The sequence below is a fragment of the Polymorphobacter sp. genome (genome assembly GCF_051860865.1).
In the GTDB taxonomy this organism is placed as follows: domain Bacteria; phylum Pseudomonadota; class Alphaproteobacteria; order Sphingomonadales; family Sphingomonadaceae; genus Sandarakinorhabdus.
The window spans coordinates 1-18140 of sequence record NZ_JBIMKZ010000064.1; the positions used below are offsets into that span (position 1 = coordinate 1).

Annotated in this window: 21 protein-coding genes; 9 read left to right on the plus strand and 12 right to left on the minus strand. The window is 67.3% G+C overall.

Annotation, left to right across the window (positions count from 1 at the left end):
• Positions 1–168 precede the first annotated feature (168 nt).
• The 8 genes from ACTIFJ_RS11655 to ACTIFJ_RS11690 form a co-directional block, all read right to left on the minus strand.
• Complete coding sequence (locus ACTIFJ_RS11655; RefSeq protein ID WP_439534279.1) at positions 169–1164, minus strand: type II secretion system F family protein; 996 nt, start codon at positions 1162–1164, stop codon at positions 169–171.
• Entirely contained in the window at positions 1164–2588 is a 1425-nt protein-coding gene (locus ACTIFJ_RS11660; protein ID WP_439534280.1) for a CpaF family protein, read from the minus strand. Before ACTIFJ_RS11660 ends, ACTIFJ_RS11655 begins: the two co-directional genes overlap by 1 nt.
• Complete coding sequence (locus ACTIFJ_RS11665; RefSeq protein WP_439534281.1) at positions 2585–3802, minus strand: AAA family ATPase; 1218 nt, start codon at positions 3800–3802, stop codon at positions 2585–2587. The genes ACTIFJ_RS11660 and ACTIFJ_RS11665 overlap by 4 nt, the downstream gene beginning before the upstream one ends.
• Positions 3803–3804: 2 nt before the next feature.
• Entirely contained in the window at positions 3805–4125 is a 321-nt protein-coding gene (locus tag ACTIFJ_RS11670; protein ID WP_439534282.1) for a hypothetical protein, read from the minus strand.
• Positions 4126–4136: 11 nt separating this feature from the next.
• Positions 4137–5474: a type II and III secretion system protein family protein gene (locus ACTIFJ_RS11675; protein WP_439534298.1), complete on the minus strand. Its 1338-nt coding sequence runs from the start codon at positions 5472–5474 to the stop codon at positions 4137–4139.
• 68 nt (positions 5475–5542) lie between these two features.
• Complete coding sequence (cpaB, locus tag ACTIFJ_RS11680; RefSeq protein WP_439534283.1) at positions 5543–6430, minus strand: Flp pilus assembly protein CpaB; 888 nt, start codon at positions 6428–6430, stop codon at positions 5543–5545.
• Between the two features lie 184 nt (positions 6431–6614).
• Positions 6615–6965: a hypothetical protein gene (locus tag ACTIFJ_RS11685; RefSeq protein WP_439534284.1), complete on the minus strand. Its 351-nt coding sequence runs from the start codon at positions 6963–6965 to the stop codon at positions 6615–6617.
• Positions 6943–7125 carry a Flp family type IVb pilin gene (locus tag ACTIFJ_RS11690; protein WP_439534285.1) on the minus strand — a complete coding sequence of 61 codons (183 nt, stop codon included), beginning with the start codon at positions 7123–7125 and terminating at the stop codon, positions 6943–6945. Before ACTIFJ_RS11690 ends, ACTIFJ_RS11685 begins: the two co-directional genes overlap by 23 nt.
• A 418-nt stretch (positions 7126–7543) precedes the next feature.
• Between ACTIFJ_RS11690 and ACTIFJ_RS11695 the strand changes: the two genes are divergently transcribed.
• Entirely contained in the window at positions 7544–7969 is a 426-nt protein-coding gene (locus ACTIFJ_RS11695) for a TadE/TadG family type IV pilus assembly protein (protein WP_439534286.1), read from the plus strand.
• Positions 7970–7975: 6 nt separating this feature from the next.
• On the opposite strand, the gene ACTIFJ_RS11700 is transcribed toward ACTIFJ_RS11695, so the two are convergent.
• Positions 7976–9547: an amidohydrolase gene (locus ACTIFJ_RS11700; RefSeq protein ID WP_439534287.1), complete on the minus strand. Its 1572-nt coding sequence runs from the start codon at positions 9545–9547 to the stop codon at positions 7976–7978.
• Positions 9548–9636: 89 nt separating this feature from the next.
• Between ACTIFJ_RS11700 and ACTIFJ_RS11705 the strand changes: the two genes are divergently transcribed.
• From ACTIFJ_RS11705 to ACTIFJ_RS11740, 8 genes are all read left to right on the plus strand, one after another.
• Complete coding sequence (locus ACTIFJ_RS11705) at positions 9637–9909, plus strand: hypothetical protein (protein ID WP_439534288.1); 273 nt, start codon at positions 9637–9639, stop codon at positions 9907–9909.
• A gap of 74 nt (positions 9910–9983) precedes the next feature.
• Positions 9984–10589, plus strand: a complete 606-nt coding sequence (locus ACTIFJ_RS11710; protein ID WP_439534289.1) for an ABC transporter ATP-binding protein — start codon at positions 9984–9986, stop codon at positions 10587–10589.
• The gene (locus ACTIFJ_RS11715) at positions 10586–11995 is read left to right on the plus strand and encodes an FtsX-like permease family protein (protein ID WP_439534290.1); all 1410 of its coding nucleotides are present in this window, start codon (positions 10586–10588) and stop codon (positions 11993–11995) included. The genes ACTIFJ_RS11710 and ACTIFJ_RS11715 overlap by 4 nt, the downstream gene beginning before the upstream one ends.
• A 9-nt stretch (positions 11996–12004) precedes the next feature.
• Entirely contained in the window at positions 12005–12505 is a 501-nt protein-coding gene (locus ACTIFJ_RS11720; protein WP_439534291.1) for a DUF3299 domain-containing protein, read from the plus strand.
• The gene (locus tag ACTIFJ_RS11725) at positions 12502–12837 is read left to right on the plus strand and encodes an MliC family protein (protein WP_439534292.1); all 336 of its coding nucleotides are present in this window, start codon (positions 12502–12504) and stop codon (positions 12835–12837) included. Before ACTIFJ_RS11720 ends, ACTIFJ_RS11725 begins: the two co-directional genes overlap by 4 nt.
• A gap of 45 nt (positions 12838–12882) precedes the next feature.
• A complete protein-coding gene (locus ACTIFJ_RS11730; protein ID WP_439534293.1) occupies positions 12883–13560 on the plus strand; it encodes a pyrimidine 5'-nucleotidase in 678 nt (225 codons plus the stop codon).
• The gene (locus ACTIFJ_RS11735; RefSeq protein ID WP_439534294.1) at positions 13557–14396 is read left to right on the plus strand and encodes a 2,3,4,5-tetrahydropyridine-2,6-dicarboxylate N-succinyltransferase; all 840 of its coding nucleotides are present in this window, start codon (positions 13557–13559) and stop codon (positions 14394–14396) included. Before ACTIFJ_RS11730 ends, ACTIFJ_RS11735 begins: the two co-directional genes overlap by 4 nt.
• A gap of 40 nt (positions 14397–14436) precedes the next feature.
• Positions 14437–15096: a YjbE family putative metal transport protein gene (locus ACTIFJ_RS11740; protein ID WP_439534295.1), complete on the plus strand. Its 660-nt coding sequence runs from the start codon at positions 14437–14439 to the stop codon at positions 15094–15096.
• On the opposite strand, the gene ACTIFJ_RS11745 is transcribed toward ACTIFJ_RS11740, so the two are convergent.
• The 3 genes from ACTIFJ_RS11745 to ACTIFJ_RS11755 all read right to left on the minus strand — a co-directional run bounded on the left by ACTIFJ_RS11745 (position 15026) and on the right by ACTIFJ_RS11755 (position 18115).
• A complete protein-coding gene (locus tag ACTIFJ_RS11745) occupies positions 15026–16576 on the minus strand; it encodes an ABC transporter permease (protein WP_439534296.1) in 1551 nt (516 codons plus the stop codon). The two genes, ACTIFJ_RS11740 and ACTIFJ_RS11745, sit on opposite strands and share 71 nt — an antisense overlap.
• Positions 16573–17319 carry an ABC transporter ATP-binding protein gene (locus tag ACTIFJ_RS11750; protein WP_439534297.1) on the minus strand — a complete coding sequence of 249 codons (747 nt, stop codon included), beginning with the start codon at positions 17317–17319 and terminating at the stop codon, positions 16573–16575. Before ACTIFJ_RS11750 ends, ACTIFJ_RS11745 begins: the two co-directional genes overlap by 4 nt.
• A gap of 97 nt (positions 17320–17416) precedes the next feature.
• Positions 17417–18115, minus strand: coding sequence for a pirin family protein (locus ACTIFJ_RS11755; protein ID WP_439534299.1), 699 nt, complete (start codon positions 18113–18115; stop codon positions 17417–17419).
• Positions 18116–18140 lie beyond the last annotated feature (25 nt).

An 18140-nucleotide genomic window follows, 5' to 3' on the forward strand; every position in this document is an offset into this window, starting at 1 on the left:
GTTTTTCTGGGCGGCGCTGGTCGGCGCATCGCTGGACAGCCGGGCGGCGATGTCGACACGGCGCTGGAATATCGGCGCCACCGCCAGCACGATCAGCACGACGGCAACGAAGACAACCGCCATGATGAGCAGCGACATCAGATCCTGGCCGGGGGTGTCGGTCACCGGTCAGACCTTGATATCGATGATCTTGCGCATCAGCAGGATGCCCAGGACATAGAAGACGGCCATGCCGCCGACGCCGGGCATGAACCAGGGATCGTCGATGACATCGAGATAGAAGCGCGGCTGGGTGGCGAACATGGCGGCGAAGGTAAGGATCGGCAACGCGGTTAGCAGCGTGCCGGTCATCTTGCCTTCGCTGGCCAGCGCATTGACCTTGAGGACCATGGCGGCACGGTCCCGGATCACCTTGGACAGGCCATCGAGGATATCGGCGAGGCTGCCGCCGGTCTCGGCCTGGATCGCCACCGACACGACGAACATCTGGATGTCCTGCGTCTGGATGCGGTCGGCCAGATTGGCGAGGGCGTCGCGGAGGTTATAGCCATAGTTCATCTCGGCGAGGACCAGGCCGAATTCCGAACTGATCGGATCGGGCACCTCGGACACGAGCAGCTCAAGGGCCGAGGTGACGGGATAGCCGGCCCGCAGGCCGCGGACAAAGATGTCCAGCGCCATCGGAAACTGCTTTTCGAACAGCTTGATGCGCTTGGTGGCCTGAACATTCAGATACATCAGCGGCACGACGACGCCGATGGCGAGCGCGAACAGCACGAGCAGGACATAGGCCATGGGCGATGTGAGCTGGCCCGTGATGCCGCCCAGGATCGGGAAAACCAGGCCGACGACAAGCGTGGTCGCGACCATGCCGGTGACCATCGACGAGGCCTTCATCCGCATCCCCGCCTGTGTCATGCGGGTTTCGACATGGGTCATCAGCGACGGCAGCAGCGCTTTGGACCGGTCCGGCAGCTGGCGGCGCAGGCTCTCCATGATCTCGAGGTTGGTGGCGCCCTGGGCCAGCATCTGCATTCGCCGGCTGACCCGCGAGCGCGGCGCCACGACATCGCGGTAATAAAGGAAGGCACCCTCGACGAGCAGCACCACGGCGGCGAACACCGCCAGATAGACGCCGAAGCGGGGATCGAGCAGCGCCTCCATCAGCCGGCCTTCCGGCGATAGGGATCGAACAGCTCGGGCGCCAGATTGATGCCGCGAGCCTGGAGGATCTCGGCGAATTTGGGGCGGATGCCCATCGGCTTCATTTCGCCGATGACCTTGCCATTGGCGTCGACGCCCTGGCGCTCGAAGCGGAAGATCTCCTGCATCAGGATGACGTCGCCCTCCATGCCGGTGACTTCGGCGATCGACAGCACGCGGCGCGAGCCGTCCGACAGGCGCGAGAGCTGGAGGACGATCTGGACGGCCGAAGCGATCTGCGCGCGGGCCGATTTGGGGCTGATGTCGATGCCGGACATGCCGATCATCTGCTCGATGCGGCTGAGGGCGTCGCGCGGAGTGTTGGCGTGGACGGTGGTCATCGAGCCGTCATGGCCGGTGTTCATTGCCTGCAGCATGTCGAAGGCTTCGCCGGAGCGGATTTCGCCGAGGATGATCCGGTCGGGGCGCATGCGCAGCGCGTTCTTGACGAGGTCGCGCTGGTTGACCTCGCCGCGGCCCTCGATGTTGGCGGGGCGGGTCTCGAGGCGGAGGACATGGCGCTGCTGGAGCTGGAGCTCGGCCGAATCCTCGATGGTGACGATGCGCTCGCCATTGTCGATGGAGGCGGACAGTGCGTTGAGCATCGTGGTCTTGCCCGAGCCGGTGCCGCCCGAGATGATGAGGTTGCGGCGCGATTCGACGACGCCGCGCAGCACGGTGGCGGCATCCTCGGTGAGCGCGCCGAAGCCGACCAGCTTGTCGAGGTCGATCGGGGTCTTGGAGAATTTGCGGATCGACAGGCAGGGGCCGTCGATGGCCAGCGGCGGGATGATGGCGTTGATGCGGCTGCCATCGGGCAGGCGAGCGTCGACCATCGGCGAGCTTTCATCAACGCGGCGGCCGACGTTGCTGACGATCTTGCCGATGATGCGCATCAGGTGACGATCGTCGGCGAAGCGGGTGCCGACCTCCTCGATGCGGCCGCGGCGCTCGACGAAGACGATGCTGGCCGAATTGACCATGATGTCCGAGATGGTCGGGTCCTTGAGCAGCGGTTCGAGCGGCCCGAGGCCGAGAAGCTCGTCGAGGATGTCCTCCACCAGCTGTCGGCGCTCGGTGAGATTGAGCGCGTGGTTGAGCTCCTTCAGCATCTCCTGGACGATCTCGCCGATATCCCGGCCGACCTGCTCGCGGGTCATGCTGTCCAGCGCCGAGAGGTTGATCCGCTCGATCAGCTTCTGGTGGAGGGTGACCTTGAGCGCCGTATAGGCCTCCATCCGCCTTGTATCGGGCTGGGGCTCGGGCTTGCGGGCGACCGGCTGGGGGGCCGGCTCCGGGACCGGGGCCGGCGCCGGGGCCGGCGGGGCGGGCGCCAGGGTCGCCGTGTCCGATGACAGGCTGGAGCGGCGGCTCGGCCAGATCATGGCAGCACCGCCGGGGCCGTATCGAGGCCGGCGAGCATGGCGCGCAGGTCCTTCTCGATCCGCGAGCGGACCTTGATCGCGGCGACCGGGCGGCCTTCGTCGATTGCCGACGACATGGCGGGATAGTCGTTGGCGACCGAATAGGCGACCTTGCGCTTCAGCGCCTGCTCGGTCTGGGTCATGTCGGCCTTGCGGAACAGCGAGGTGGTGACGCGGTTCATCGCCAGCTGGACGCGCTCCTGCAGACCGTTGGCGTCGATCATCTCCAGCTGTCGGCGGGCCTGGTGGACGCCGGCCACCGACATCTCGCTGACCAGCACGACCGCATCCGACCGGGTCAGCGCGGCGGCCGACCAGTTGATCCAGGCGGCGGGCAGGTCGACGAGAACGATGTCCCAGGTTTCGCTGGCCAGCGTGAACAGCCGCTCGATGGCCTGGGGGGTGAGCATGTCCAGCGGCACGATGTCGGTGGGGGCGGCGATGACATGGAGGCCGCTGGTGTGCAGCTCGGCAACCGAGGCGAGATAGGAGGAATCGAGACGGTCGCCGGCGTCGATCAGATCGGCGACGGTGAGCTTGGGGCGGAGATTGAGGTAGAGCGCGGCGTTGCCGAACTGGACGTCGAGATCGATCAGGCAGACGCGCTTGTCCGCCGCCCAGAGCACGCCGAGCTGGGTGACGAGGCTGGTGGTGCCGACGCCGCCGAGCGCGCCGAGGAAGCTGATGATGCGGCCCTGTCGCCGGGTCGTGGCGGCGGGGATGGCGGCGGTGCTGCCCTGGCGGAGGCGCTCCTGCGCCAGCCGGGCGGCTTCGCGGGCATTCTCCAGTGCCTGGGCGATATCCTCCGGGGTGAAGGGCAGCGGCATGACATCGGCGATGCCGGTCTTGAGCAGCCGGCGCATGACCGTGACGGTGAGATCGCGCACGGCGGCGACGACCGGCATGCGTGCGGCCATGCGGCTGGCATGGGCCTCGAAAGCGGCGACCTCGGCGGCGTCATCGGGATCGAGCTGGGCGACGAGGATGTCGGTGGCGGCGACGAGGGCGGGCTGGGCGGTGAAGCTGGCGAGCGAGCCGGCGTGCAGCTGCATCGAGACGCCGGGCAGGACCAGCTGGTCGATATCGAGCAGCGCGGCGATGCCGGGCGCCAGCACGATGGTGACGCGCAGCGCGGCGGCCCGGTCGGCGAGGCTGAGAGGGGCCATTTCGCCCATGGTCAGTTGCCCGCCGTCCGGCCGGTGCCGCCGGTGCCGGTGTCGGTGGCGCCGCCCTGCTCGCCGATGCCGGACTTGCCGTCGACCTTGAGCAGGGTCTTGGACTGGCCGCGCAGGTAGCGGCGCTGGGCGTCGGTGGCGCGGACGGCGTCACCGCCCTCCATCGGCACGCCGGCGTACACGGGCTGCATGTTGACGACCTGCAGCACGCCATTGCGCCGCACCGAATAGCCGAAATCGGGGTCTGGGGTCTCGCAGGCGGTTAGCAGCGGGGCGAGCAGCAGGGGGGCGGCGAGCACCGTCGCCTTGAGCAGACGCATCATCGGGGCCTCCGTCACTGGATGATGTGGCCGAAGCCGCTGCCGGGGCCGCCGGGGGCGGGGCCCACTGGGACCGACGGGGCGGGCAAACGGCGCTCGGAGCGGCCGTTCAGGAACATGTCTGTGTCAGACGGCTCCAGTACCCGGTCGGTCGGCAGTGCCAGCGAGCCGGCGGCGACCGGGCGGACCAGGCGGGGCGTGACGATCATCACCAGCTCGCTTTCCTGCTTGTTGTAGGCGGTCGACCGGAACAGCGCGCCGATCAGCGGGATCCGGCCCAGCAGCGGAATGGCCCTGAGTGTATCGGAAAAATCGCTCTGGATAAGGCCTGCCAATGCAAAGCTTTGTCCGTCGCGCAGTTCGACCGTGGTGCGGGCGCGGCGGACCCGGAGGCCGGGAATGCGCAGGCCGCTGAGCTCGATGCCGGCAGCAGGATCAAGCTGGCTGACCTCGGGGCCGACGAGCAGATTGATCAGCCCGTCCTCGAGCACGGTCGGCGTAAAGGCGAGGCTGACGCCGAACTGCTTGAACTCGATCGCCACCTGGCCGTTGAGCGCGACGCCGACCGGCACCGGGAATTCGCCGCCGGCGAGAAAGGAGGCGGTTTCTCCCGACAGGGCGACGAGATTGGGCTCGGCGAGCGTGCGGACCAGGCCCTTGCGTTCGAGCGCGTCGATGCTGACCAGCAGGTTGCTGGCATTGGGCAGGCTGATGACCGCCTGATAGGGGTTAAACGTTACGTCGGGGGGCGCACTGATGAGGCCGCCGCCGCCCGTGCCATCGAAACTGAACTGGTTGATGCCCAGCTGCTTGACGACCGAGCGCGACATTTCCGAGAATTTGACCTCGAGCAGCACCTGCTGGACGTTGCCGACGCCGAGCATGTTGACGACACGCTTGGGGGCGTAGGTCTCGGCGATGGTCATCAGCTTCTCTGCCGCCACGGCGCTCGACACCGTGCCGCTGAGGACGACCGAGCCATTGGATATCGAGATGCCGACTGTTTCGGCCGGCATCAGCTGGGCGACGGTCGCCTTGAGGCCCTGGGCGTCCGGGCCGACGACGATGTCGACGACGGCAATCACCTTTCCGGCCTTGTCGTAGAGGCTGAGGTTGGTCGACCCCAGGGCGCGGCCGAGCACATAGACACTCGACTGCGACAGCGGCAGCACATCGGCGATCTCGTCATTGCCGATCACCGCCTTGGCGAAATTCTGGCCGACCCGCAGCGTCTGGCTCTTGTTGATCGGCAGCTGGAGGACGGCACCGGTGCGGGCGTCGGTGGTCGCCGACCCGCCGATCATGGTCTGGGCCGCTACCGGCCAGACCGTGCAGAGCGCGACCGTCGGCACGAGCAACAGGCGCGCTACCGCTGATGGTACTGCCTGAATCACCCGCCTTGTTCCCCCCATTGATGTCATCATTTCGGTACGCCGTAGACGCTGGATGTGGTGCCTTGCTTGCCGCCGCGGAAGATCTCGACGGTCGGACCCTGGGGCCGGGCGGCAATGGCTGTGGCAGGCCCTGTGGCGGCGGGCTCGGCGACGATAGCGGCGGTGCGGTCTGGCTTGCGCAGGATCCGGGTGATGGTGCCGTCGTTCAGATCGCGGATCTGCGCCGTTTCGAGACGCACCCGGCTTTCGTCGGAGAGATTGCGCAGGGCAACGCTCAAGGAGCCGACGTTCTGGGCGAGGCTCAGGCGCTGGGCCTGGAGCGGCGTTACCTCGATGGTGGCTGACTTGGCGACACTTGCCTCGGTCTTGCCGGCATCGGCGTTCTGGCCAACGGCCAGCACCCGCGCGGCCTGAACGATCAGATCGGTATAGGGCAATTCCTCATTGTCACCGCTGCGGGTGACGAACACATCCACACGGTCACCCGGCACGATGAAGCCGGCGGCGCCGGCCACCTCGTTGATCGGGATGGCGATGGCCCGCATCGTTTCGTTGAACAGCGGCGACGTCGACAGGCGGCCGCCATTGCCGGACAGGGCGCGCGCCGTGATGAGCTCATTCGGCTCGATGGCGCGCAGCGCAACGCGCTGGCCTTCGTCGACCGCATCGAGAACTCGCTTGAACGTGCCGTCCGGCAGGTTTCCGGCAGGCCATTGGACCAGCTTCAGCTTTTCCGGTGCGATACGCTCGCCAAATTCTATCGGTGCGGCAGCAACGACGATCTCGACCGTGGCAACAGAGGCTTGCGAGGACCGCGACTTTTCGCTGGTGGTCAGAAAGGCTCGCGCCAGAAACACCGCGAACAGCCCGAGGGCAATCGCCGTGAGCAGCATGTAGATCGATGATTTACGCATCGGCGAGGCTCCCCGACGGGATTCGCTTGATCGCATGGGCCATGAAATATCCATGCCCAGAGTACGACCATGAACAGCCGAAGTTGACTGCCAGGGGTGCGAACGACCCCTTGGCGCTCCCTTGCACCCCTGCCATTTGACCCTGCATCAAACGTCCCCAAACCTTCGCCGCGCGTTATCGGATTTACGCGCGTTCAAGGAAATCTTCATGAATCCATATACCTCTAGAAGACTCTTGCCAAGAGGCCAGAAGATTCATGACGAACCTGATGTCTTGATGACGCGTGGCTAAGTTCAGGGTCCCGCCCATCGCAGGCGGTGCGAACAGGAAAAGCCGATATATTTCAGAATGCTTATTCGCTTTACGGGCATGAAATGCCATGGTCAGGAATTCGGCCATTCTCCGGCAGATGATGTGGCCCTGGGTTAGGCGCTGCAGAACCCGGCAGGAAAAAACCCGCACTCCTTTCGGAGCGCGGGTTCCTTCCCGGCCATTTCGGGCCGATCGGCTATTAGTCGCCAGCGCGATTTTCATCGAGCTGGTCGGAAGCGGCGTCGAGGCTGTCGGTGACGCTCTGGCCCAGCGTGGTGATGGCGATGATGACGATGCCGCCCATGACGGCGAGCATCAGCGCATATTCAGCGGCCGAGGCGCCGCTCTTGTCGAACTTGATCTTCTTGAGGAGCTTCATCATGATCTTGGTCCCTTCCTGTCCGGGCGTCCCGGTGTGAAACGCCGCCCCCGAGAGCCCGGAGTTGGCCTGTCGAACCTGCCTGGACCCGGGAAGGCTGATCATCAGGATGATGAAGCAGTTCCTCCGGGCGCTCGGCCGGCTCAACATTCGGTTAGGGTCGGCTTGAAAAAGCGTCAACATTGAAAGGGGTTAAGAGTTCGTTCTCATACGAAGTCTTACATTCGGCTTAACCATGTCGACATTTCATCGGCGCCCGGCCGGGGCCAACTTGCTGTGTCGATATGGTTTTTTGCAAGGCCGCGTCAGGCAATGGTAAATTACTAACAGATTGCCAAGGATGAATGGTTTTGCGATATCCGATGCGGTAATGTTGCGGCAGAAGAGAATCGGCGGTGGAAGGGATAGCGCAGGCATGGTGATGGCGGCCCAATCGCATGGTGAGCGCGAATCGTGCTTCCACAGCGCGACGGCCATTACCTGCCGGCGGGGCGCCGCCGCCGCCGAATTCGCGCTGATATTGCCGCTTTTGCTGCTGCTGTTCTTCGGTTCGGTTCAGTATGGCGTGTTGATGTTTACCTACAACAGCATGTTGACCACGGCGCGCAACGGCGCCCGGGCGCTGGCCGTGGGCTCCGCGACGCCGACGGCGGTGCGCACAGCCGTGCTGGCGGGCATGCCGGGCTGGGTGTCACCGGACAGCGTGACGATCGTGGCCGGCAATGTCGGCGCGGACCAGGTCCGCACGGCGATTACCGTCCCGTCCGCCGGGGCGACGATCATGCGGCTGGTGCCGATGCCGGCGGAGATTTCCGTCGATGTGGTGATGGAACGCGAGAACCTCTAGGCGGGTTCAGTTTACCGGCACGCCGGGATAGGCGATGCCGAGCTGCTCCAGATAGCTGCTGTGCTTCGACGGGTCGTAATAGAAGCGCTCCATCTGCGGGCGGAATTCCTTCATCGTCTTTTCGTTGAGGTGGATCGCCGGCTGGTCGGTGTCCGACAGCACGGTCCAGTATTTCTCGTCCTTCTGCTGGACGGTGGTGAAATAAGTCTTCGCGTCGGCGATGATCTTGGGCGTGGTGACGAGATCGAGCAGCGTCATCGCCACGGCCTTGGCGGCGACGATGACGCCTTTGTGGGCGATCGGCGTGGCCATGGCGATGGCGCTCTGGACATTGTGGCCGACCATGTTGGGGATGTTGGAGGGGTAGCGGATGGTGGCGGTGGGCACCGCCCACATCACGTCGCCGATATCGTCCGAGCCGCCGCCGGTGGAGGGCCCGCGCATTTCGGGCGTCGAGATCGGCGAGACCTTGGTGGGCAGCGGCTCGAGCTTGGCCTTGTTGGCCTGCTGGGCGGCTTTGGCGAAGGCCTGGTCGGCGGCCGTCCATTTGGGCATGCCGACCTTCTCGATATTGGCCTGCATGGCTTCGGCGAGCGGGCGGTTGTTGTAATTGGGGGCAGCGGTGCCGAGGATGCGACGGCTGACCTTGGTGTCGGTGGCCATGGCGGCGGCCTCGGCGGTGCGGTTGCCCATTTCGTAGAGGGCGCGGATGGTCTCGAAGGTCGATTCGCGGAAGAAGTACCAGACGCTGGCCTCGCCGGGGACGATGTTGGGCTGATCGCCGCCGTTGGTGATGATGTAATGCGAGCGCTGGCTGAGCGGCAGATGCTCGCGGCGAAGGTTCCAGGCCATGTTCATGACCTCGACGCCGTCCAGCGCGCTGCGGCCGAACCAGGGGGCGCCGGCGGCATGGGCGGTATAGCCCTTGAAGGTATATTCGACCGAAACCAGCCCGTTGTTGCCGGACGGGCCCCAGCTCATGGCGAAATCCCGGCCGACATGGGCGAACAGCGAGGCGTCGACATCCTTGAACAGGCCGGCGCGGACATAATAGGCCTTGGTGGCGAGCAGCTCCTCGGCGACGCCGGGCCAGATCATCAGCCGGCCCTTGAGGCCATTCTTCTCCATGACCTCCTTTGCGGCGAGCGCGGCGGTGATCATCATCGGCAGGCCACTGTTATGGCCCTCGCCATGGCCGGGGGCGCCTTCCAGCATCGGCTTGATCTCGGGGCTGCCGGGGAGCTGGCTGAGGCCGAGCAGGGCGTCGACATCGCTGCCGAGTGCGATCAGCGGCCCGCCCTCGCCCCAGGTGGCGGTCCAGGCGGTGGGGATGCCGGCGACACCGCGGGTGATCTTGAAACCGTTCTTCTCGAGGATGCCGGTGAGATAGTCGGCGGTACGATATTCCTGGAAGCCGGGTTCGGCATAGCTGAACAGCGTGTCGACCATTTCCTGCGAGAGCTTGGCGCGGGCATCGACACCGGCGATGGCGGCGTTCTTGAGCGCCGGGCTGGCGGCGGCCCAGAGCGGCGAGGCGGTTGCCAGCAGCGCGGCGGCGAGCAGTCTTGCGGTTTTCATGGTCAATCCCCCCGATTGTGCGGCGCACACGCCGGATATGGACTTTAATGCACAGCTGATGTAACACAATCTCTACGGGGAGATTTTTCATGCGAATCGCTGCCAGTCTGATCGTTGCAACCATGGTCTCGGGTGCGCCGGCTCTTGCTTGCGACCTTGATTACCTGCCTGATTTTGCCGGTCACAGCTACCGGGTGGGCATGGACCCCGAAGAAGCGGCGCGCGCCCGCGAGGAAGCGATGGCCAATGCCCGCGCCGCCTTCATTCGCCAATATGGTCTGAACCAGACCGCAGCGACCACGGCTCAGAGCCCCGCCGAGACGGTCGCCGACGCCTCCACCCCCACGCCCGCCGCGCGTTGAGCGGGCCGGCTGAGGCCGGCACCCCGCTCGTACGACTTCAGGACCTGGCGCATCGGATCGATGGCCGGCCTGTGATGGCGATTGGTGACTGGCGGCAACAGATAGGGGAGCATGCACTGGTGCTCGGTCCGTCCGGATCGGGCAAGACCACGCTGATCAATGTCATCACCGGGCTGATCACGCCGAGCCAGGGCCATGCCTGGATCGACGGCGCCGACATGACGGCGCTGTCCGCCGATGCCCGCGACGCGCTGCGGCGGCGGACGATTGGGCTGGTGTTCCAGACGCTGCGATTGATCCCGGCGCTGACCGTGCGGCAGAACCTGGCGCTGGCGCAGCATATCGGGCGCGGCGAGAATGATCCGGCCGATGTCGAGCGGCTGATAGGGCGGGTGGGGCTGGCCCACCGCGCCGATGCCAAGCCGCGCACGCTGTCGCAGGGCGAGGGCCAGCGGGCGGCGATCGCCCGGGCGCTGGTGACGCGGCCGCGGCTGGTGGTGGCGGATGAGCCGACCTCGGCGCTCGACGACAGCAATGCGATGGCGATGATCGACCTGCTGTTCGAGACGGCGGCCGATACCGGGGCGACGCTGCTGGTGGCGACACATGACCAGCGCATTCGCAGCCGCTTTGCCGAGGTGCTGACGCTGGTGCCGCCGGCAGGACGGGCAGCGGCATGAGCTTTTTCGGGCTGTCCTTCGCCTATCTGCGCGACAGGGGGCTGAACACGCTGCTCAACATCCTGCTGCTGGCGCTGGCGGTGGCGACGCTGGTGATATTGCTGCTGTTCGCGCGGCAGATGGAGGACCGGTTCACGCGCGATGCGCAGGGGATCGACTTGGTGGTGGGGGCCAAGGGGTCGCCGCTGCAGCTGATCTTGTCCAGCATCTACCATGCCGATGTGCCGACCGGGAACATCCCGCTCGACTCGGTGGACACGCTGCGGCGCGAGCGGACGGTGGCCAAGGTGATCCCGCTGGCGCTGGGCGACAATTTCCGGGGCTACCGGATCGTTGGCAGCGAGCGGGCCTACCCCGAGCATTATGGCGCGACGCTGGCCGAGGGGCGGTACTGGGACAAGACCAGCGAAGTGGTGATCGGCAGCGAGGTGGCGCGCGGGCTGGGCATGGCGATGGGGCAGCGCTTCGTCGGCAGCCACGGGCTTTCGGACGACGACCGGGCGAGCGGGCATGACCATGCGCCGTTCATGGTGGTCGGACGGCTGGCGCCGACGGGGACGGTGATTGACCGGCTGATCCTGACCAGCGTGGAGAGCGTGTGGGACGTGCACGGGATCGCCCATGATGAGGGCGACCATGATCATGACCATGATGGCGAAGCCGACCATGCGGCGGCCGATCATGACCATGGCGAGGAGGCGGCCTGCGATACCGGCGTGCCGCATGACCATGATTGCGATGGCAAGCCCGATCATGGGCCAGGGGCCGAGGCGGCGCATGCCGGCGAGGACCATGAGGCGCATGTCGGGCACGGCGATGCGCAGGCGGAAGGGGCCAGCGCGCGGCCGCATGCGATGCAGGCCGAGGTGACGGCGCTGTTGGTGACCTATGCCTCGCCGCTGGCGGCCATCCAGCTGCCGAGCTTCATCAACCGCCAGACCAACATGCAGGCGGCGGTGCCGGCGGTGGAGATCAGCCGGTTGCTGAGCCTCGTCGGGCTCGGGCTCGATGCAGTGCGGGCGCTGGCGCTGCTGCTGCTGCTGACCGCCGGGCTGTCGATCTTCGTGGCGCTTTATACGGCGCTGCGCCAGCGCGAGGGCGACATGGCGATGCTGCGGGTGATCGGTGCGAGCCGGGCGAGCATCTTCGGGCAGATCCTGTTCGAGGGCGTGGCGCTGGCGGCCGCCGGGGCGCTGCTCGGGGTGGCGCTCGGCCATGCGGTGATCGGCCTGGCGGCGGCGAACATCCGCCAGCTTGCCGAGCTGGGGCTGGATGCCGCGCATTTCGAGATGGCCGAGGTCTGGATTGTGCTCGGCGCGCTTGCTATTGGTGCGCTGGCGGCCTTGCTGCCGGCGCTGCGGGTGTTCCGCGCCGATATCGCCGACACGCTGGCGAACAGTCGATAGGAGATGGCCATGCGTTCTGCCCTGTTGATGCTGATCATTGCGACCTTTGCCGTGCCCTTGGGGGCGGCGACCGCGCAGGCGGCGCGCAACGACAATCTGAAGCCGAGCGAGACGGTGTGGAAACCGGCGCCGACGCCGCCGGGCGGGGTGGCCTGGTCGGTGCTCGAATCGACCAAGGAAACGACGCGCAAGGACCAGAACAACATGATTCGCTCCAAGCCGGTGTTTCCGGCGGCGGTGAAGGCGCTCGCCGGCAAGCGGATCAAGGTGAATGGCTATATGCTGCCGCTGGAGAATGGCGCGAGCCAGACCCATTTCGTGCTGCTGGCCTATCCGCCGGATTGCCCGTTCCATCTCAACCCGCTGCCGATGCAGTTCGTCGAGGTGCGCGCGGCCTCGCCGGTCAAGGTGTCCTATGACGTGCGGACGATCGAGGGCGTGCTGACGCTGCACGGCGACGATGAGCAGGGCATCTTCTACAAGTTCACCGAGGCCAAGGAAGTCGGGTGAGGCCAGCGCTGGCGGCGCTGCTGCTAGCTGGCTGTGCGACCAGCCCGGCCCGGCCGGTGGCGCCGAACCCGGTGGCACCGATCAATGTCGTTTTCGAATGCGAGCGGGGCACGCGGCTCGGCGTGCGCTTCGAGGACGAAATGGCGGTGGTCGATACCGGCGACGGCGTGGCGCTGCGGCTGCCACAGCAGCCCAGCGGCTCGGGGTTCCGCTATGGCACGCCGAGGCACATGATGGTCGGCAAGGGCGATAACCTGACCTGGACGGTGGGGCGGATGGTGCCCGAGGACTGCCGGGCCATCGACGGGGCCGGGAACGGGGCGCGGAAGTAGCGCGGCACTTTCCCTTTGCCGGCGGCCGGGCTACCAGCATCGCCGATGGTTGCCCATATCGACACCTGGATCTTCGATCTCGACAACACGCTGTACCCGGCGTCGTCGAGCCTGTTTCCGCAGATCGATGCGCGGATGGGCAGCTATATCCAGCGGCTGCTCGGCTGCGATGCCGATGAGGCGTGGCGGGTGCAGAAGGGCTTTTTCCATAGCCATGGCATGACACTGCCGGGGCTGATGGCGGCGCATGGCGTCGATCCGCATGATTTCCTTGCCTATGTCCATGATGTCGACATCGATGTGGTGCAGCCGCATCCCGACCTCGGGCTGATGCTGGCGCGGCTGCCGGGGCGCAAGCTGGTGTTCACCAATGCCGACGCGCCCTATGCGACGCGGGTGCTGGCGCGGCTCGGGCTGTCCGAGAGCTTCGAGGCGATGCACGACATCCATGCCCTCGGCTATGTGCCCAAGCCGCAGGCGGCGGCCTATGCGCATTTCTGCGAGGCGCATGGCGTTGACCCGACGCGCGCCCTGTTCGTCGAGGACATGGCGCGCAACCTGGTGCCGGCCAAGGCGATTGGCATGACCACCGTGTGGATCGACAATGGGTCCGAGCAGGGGCCGGCGAAGGACCCTGGCATCGACCGCGCGCATATCGACTACATTGCCCATGATGTTGGCCAGTTCCTGGCCATGACGCTTGCCCTGCTGGAGGACCAATGACCAAGATCGAAGCCATCATCGCCGAAGGCTGGGCGACCCGCGACCAGGTGAGCGTGCAGACCGGCGGCGTGCTGCGCGATGCCGTGCAGGCGGCGCTCGACGGGCTTGATGACGGTAGCCTGCGGGTGGCGGAGCCGGATGGCGCCGGCGGCTGGAAGGTCAATGAATGGCTGAAGCAGGCGGTGCTGCTGAGCTTCCGGCTGACGCCGAACGCCGGCGTGTTCGGCGCGCCCGGCGGTGGGCTGTGGTGGGACAAGGTGCCGACCAAGTTCGAGAGCTGGACGCCCGACGACTTCCAGTCCGCGGGCTTCCGCGCCGTGCCGGGCGCGATCGTGCGGCGCGGGGCGTTCATCGCGCCGGGCGTGGTGCTGATGCCGAGCTTCGTCAACATCGGCGCGCGCGTCGGCAAGGGGACGATGGTCGATACCTGGGCGACGGTGGGCAGCTGCGCCCAGATCGGCGAGAATGTCCATCTCTCCGGCGGGGCGGGAATCGGCGGCGTGCTGGAGCCCGTGCAGGCGGCGCCGGTGATCATCGGCGACGGCGCCTTCATCGGCGCGCGCGCCGAGGTGGCCGAGGGCGTTCAGGTCGGCGAGGGTGCAGTGCTGTCGATGGGCGTGTATCTCGGTGCCTCGACCAAGATCGTCGACCGGGCGACCGGCGAGGTGCATATCGGCAAGGTGCCTCCCTATGCGGTGGTGGTGCCGGGCACGCTGCCCGGCAAGCCACTGCCCGACGGCACGCTGGGGCCGAACCTCTATTGTGCGGTCATCGTCAAGACGGTGGACGCACAGACGCGCGCCAAGACCGGGATCAACGAGCTTTTGCGCGATTGAGCCTCTGGTAAATGGCCGCGGGAACGCCTAGCTGACGCCGATGGACCTCGCCTATTTCCTCACCCCGGAAGCGCTGGCTGCCTTTGGGCAGGTGGTGCTGATCGACATCGTCCTTGCCGGCGACAACGCCATCGTGGTGGGGGCGCTGGCTGCGGGGCTGCCGGCCAAGCAGCGGCGCAATGTCATCCTGATCGGCATCGGCGCAGCGCTGGTACTGCGGGTGATCTTTGCGCTTCTGGTGACCCAGCTGCTGCAGATCGTCGGGCTGATCTTGGCCGGCGGGCTGCTGCTGCTGTGGGTGTCGTGGAAGATGTGGCGCGAGATCAATCCCAAGCGGGTCGAGATCGACATGCCGGGGGACAAGGACGACTTCACCTCGACCACGGCACCGCCGCCGGCGAAGAGCTTTGCCGCCGCCGCCTGGTCGGTGGCGCTGGCCGATGTATCGATGAGCCTCGACAATGTGCTGGCGGTGGCCGGCGCAGCGCGCGACCACCCCGAGATCATGGTCATCGGGCTGGTGCTGTCGGTGGCGCTGATGGGCGTGGCGGCGAACTTCATCGCCAAGTACATCGAGCGCTATCGCTGGATCGGCTTCGTCGGGCTGGCAGTGATCGTCTATGTGGCGATCAAGATGATTGTCGAAGGGGCACAGGAAGTATTGCCTGTGGTGCAGCCGATGATCGGCGCGGCGCTCTGAACACCCCGGGCCGGCCGGCCCAGGCGACAAGGACGACAAGCGCGACGAACAGCATCGGCAGCCAGGCCAGCGGATGCTGGCGATGGACCAGCGTGGCGGTAAACGCCCAGCCGGCGGCGACGGCAATCTCCACGAATCCCATCAGCAGCATGGCGCGCGGCCGCTTGCGGAAGGCGGCGCGCGGCAGCCGCGGGCCGTGCCAGCCCTGGATCAACGCCATGCTGGCAGCGCCCAGCAACGCCAGCGGCAGCAGCGCGGCGGCGGCCGGCGGCGACAATATGATGAGCCAGACCATGAGCGGTGCCAGCGCCAACAGCGGCAGCCCGCAGGCCAGTGCCAGCTTTGCGCCGGCGCGCTGCCAGCCGGGCAGCGGGGCGGCCTCGACCAGCTCGGGCGCCTCCTCGGAACAGACGATGATCCAGGCAAGGCTGGAGCCGGCCATCGTCGCCAGCGCGACGCCGCCGGCGAGGATCTGCCCGGCGGCGACGTCCGCTGGCGTGCCGTCCCGCAGCGCCAGCAGCAGCAGCGGCACCAGATAGACGAAGCGCAGCAGTACCTGCGCCAGCGTCTCCGGGTCGCGCCACAGCAGGCGCAGCTCCTTGGTGAGCAGCGCCGACAACGGCGAGGCCGGGAAGTGGCCGCGGCAGGCGCTGCGCAGGGGGGCGGTCTCCTCGTTGCGGCGGGCCAACCGGGCGGCGCCGGGGCCGGCGGCGAGCAGCAGCGCGGCGATGGCCAGCGCGACGAGGGCGAGCAACGCCCCGGGGTCGCCGACCATGGCGCGAGCGGCGACATCCAGCGGCGGCGGCGGCACATTGGCGGCGAGCCGGGCGACCAGGCCGGCGCGGCTGCCGGCCATGCTGCTGCTGAGGCCGCCGGCCTGGCTGGCAATGAACAGGCTGGCGCCGAGCGCGGCGCTGCCGAGATGCACGATCGTCCGCGCCCGGCGGGCGCCGACCGAGGCGGTCAGCACGGCCACCAGCAGGAAGCCGAGCGAGGTCGCCACGGTGGCGGTGGCGACGAGGACGATAAGGGCGCCGCCCCAGCGCCAGTGGCCTAAGCCTATCGAGAACAGCACGAACGGGGCGAGCATGACGAGGAACGGCATCGCCACCAGCCCGCAGACGGCCAGCGCCTTGGCGAGGAAAACCCGGCGCGGCGGCACCGGGGCGGCCAGCAGCAGGTCGAGATCGTTGCGGTCCCGGAAGGTGCGGAGCACCTGGACAGCGGCGAGCGAGGCCATCAGCGGCAGCATCAGCGCATGCGCCATCACCAGCAGGCCGAGTCCGGCGGCAGACGGGGTGTCCGGCGCCGTGGCCAGCGCGCGGGCGGCGATCCAGCCGATGCCGACGGGCAGAGCCAGCACCAGCAGCAGCGCCAGCGCTCGGCGCCACGGGCGGGTGCCGGACGCCAGCCGCAGGCCGAGGCGGAGTTCATGGGCGAGCAGCCAGGGCAGGCTGGCCGGCGCAGCGAGGCTACTCATGCGCCGGCCAGGGCGAGGAACGCATCCTCCAGCGAGCCGCCGCCGTGGCTGGCGCGCAGTGCCGCCGGCGTGCCCTGGGCGATGAGGCGGCCATCGCGGATGATGCCGATACGGTCCGCCAGCCGCTCGGCGACCTCGAGGATGTGGGTGGTGAGGATGACGGTGCCGCCCTCCCGGGCGCGGGCACGGAGCAGGTCCTTGACCAGCCGGGCCGCGCCGGCATCGAGGCCGGTCAACGGCTCGTCGAGGATCAGCAGGTCGGGCGCGTGGATCAGCGCCCCGGCGAGTGCGACCTTCTGGCGCATGCCGCGCGACAGCGTTTCGCACAGCGAGTCGCGCTTTTCGTCGAGGCCAAGCAGGGCCAGCAACGCGTCGGCGCGGGCGGCCGCGACGGCGGGGGGCACGCGCCAGAGGCCGGCGACAAAGGCCAGATATTCGAGCGGGGAGAGCTTGTCGTAGAGCAAGGGCTCGTCGGGCAGCCAGGCGGTGCGGGCCTTGGCGGCCAGCGGATGGACCAGCGCATCGATACCGCAGACGCGGATATGGCCAGAATCCGGGGTTTCGAGGCCGGTGACCATGCGCAGGCTGGTGGTCTTGCCGGCGCCGTTGGGGCCGAGCAGCGCGTATAGCTCGCCAGCCTCGACCCGGAGGTCAAGACCATCGACCGCGCGGCGGCCGGCGAAGGACTTGACGAGACCCTCCACCAGCAACCCCGGCGGTGCCGGCGTATCGCTGATTTCCATGGCACCATGTTGCGTCAACGAACGGCAAAGAGCCACTTACAAATGGTTAATAACAGGCACCGGAACGACAGGATTGCTGCCGTTCCGGTGCGGTATTTTACTGGCTGTCGACGAGGACGACCTCGCTATCGTCCAGCGCCGTCACGTCGATGGCGGCGAGATTGGTGATCGCCAGCCCGTCGCGGGCGTCGGCCTCGACATCGCCGACGCGGATGCGGCCGCGGGCGGGGACGAGATAGACGTGGCGGCCCGGGTCAGCGGTGTAGCGCACTGTCTCGCCGGCGCGGATGGTGGCGCCGGCAACCCGGGCGTCGACGCGGATTGGCAGGGCATCATCGTCGCCGGCGATGCCGCTGGCCAGGGTGACGAAGCTGCCGCTGCGCTCGGCGCGCGGAAACTCGCGGGCGCCCCAGCCGGGGGCCTCGCCGGCACGATCGGGGATGATCCAGATCTGGAACAGCCGGGTGGTAACGTCCTCATGGTTCCACTCGCTGTGCTGGATGCCGGTGCCAGCCGACATCACCTGGACGTCGCCGGCGCCGGTGCGGCCCTTGTTGCCGAGGCTGTCCTCATGGCTGATCGCGCCCTCGCGGACATAGGTGATGATCTCCATGTCGCGGTGGCTGTGCGGCGGGAAGCCACTGTGGGGGGCAATGGCGTCGTCGTTCCAGACCCGGAGCCGGCCCCAGTTCATGCGCTCGGCCTCCTGATAGCTGGCGAAGCTGAAATGATGGGTGGCATCGAGCCAGCCATGGTTGGCGTGGCCGAGGCTGGCGAAGGGGCGTTTCTCGATCATGCTGTGCTCCTGTCCGAGGCCGTGG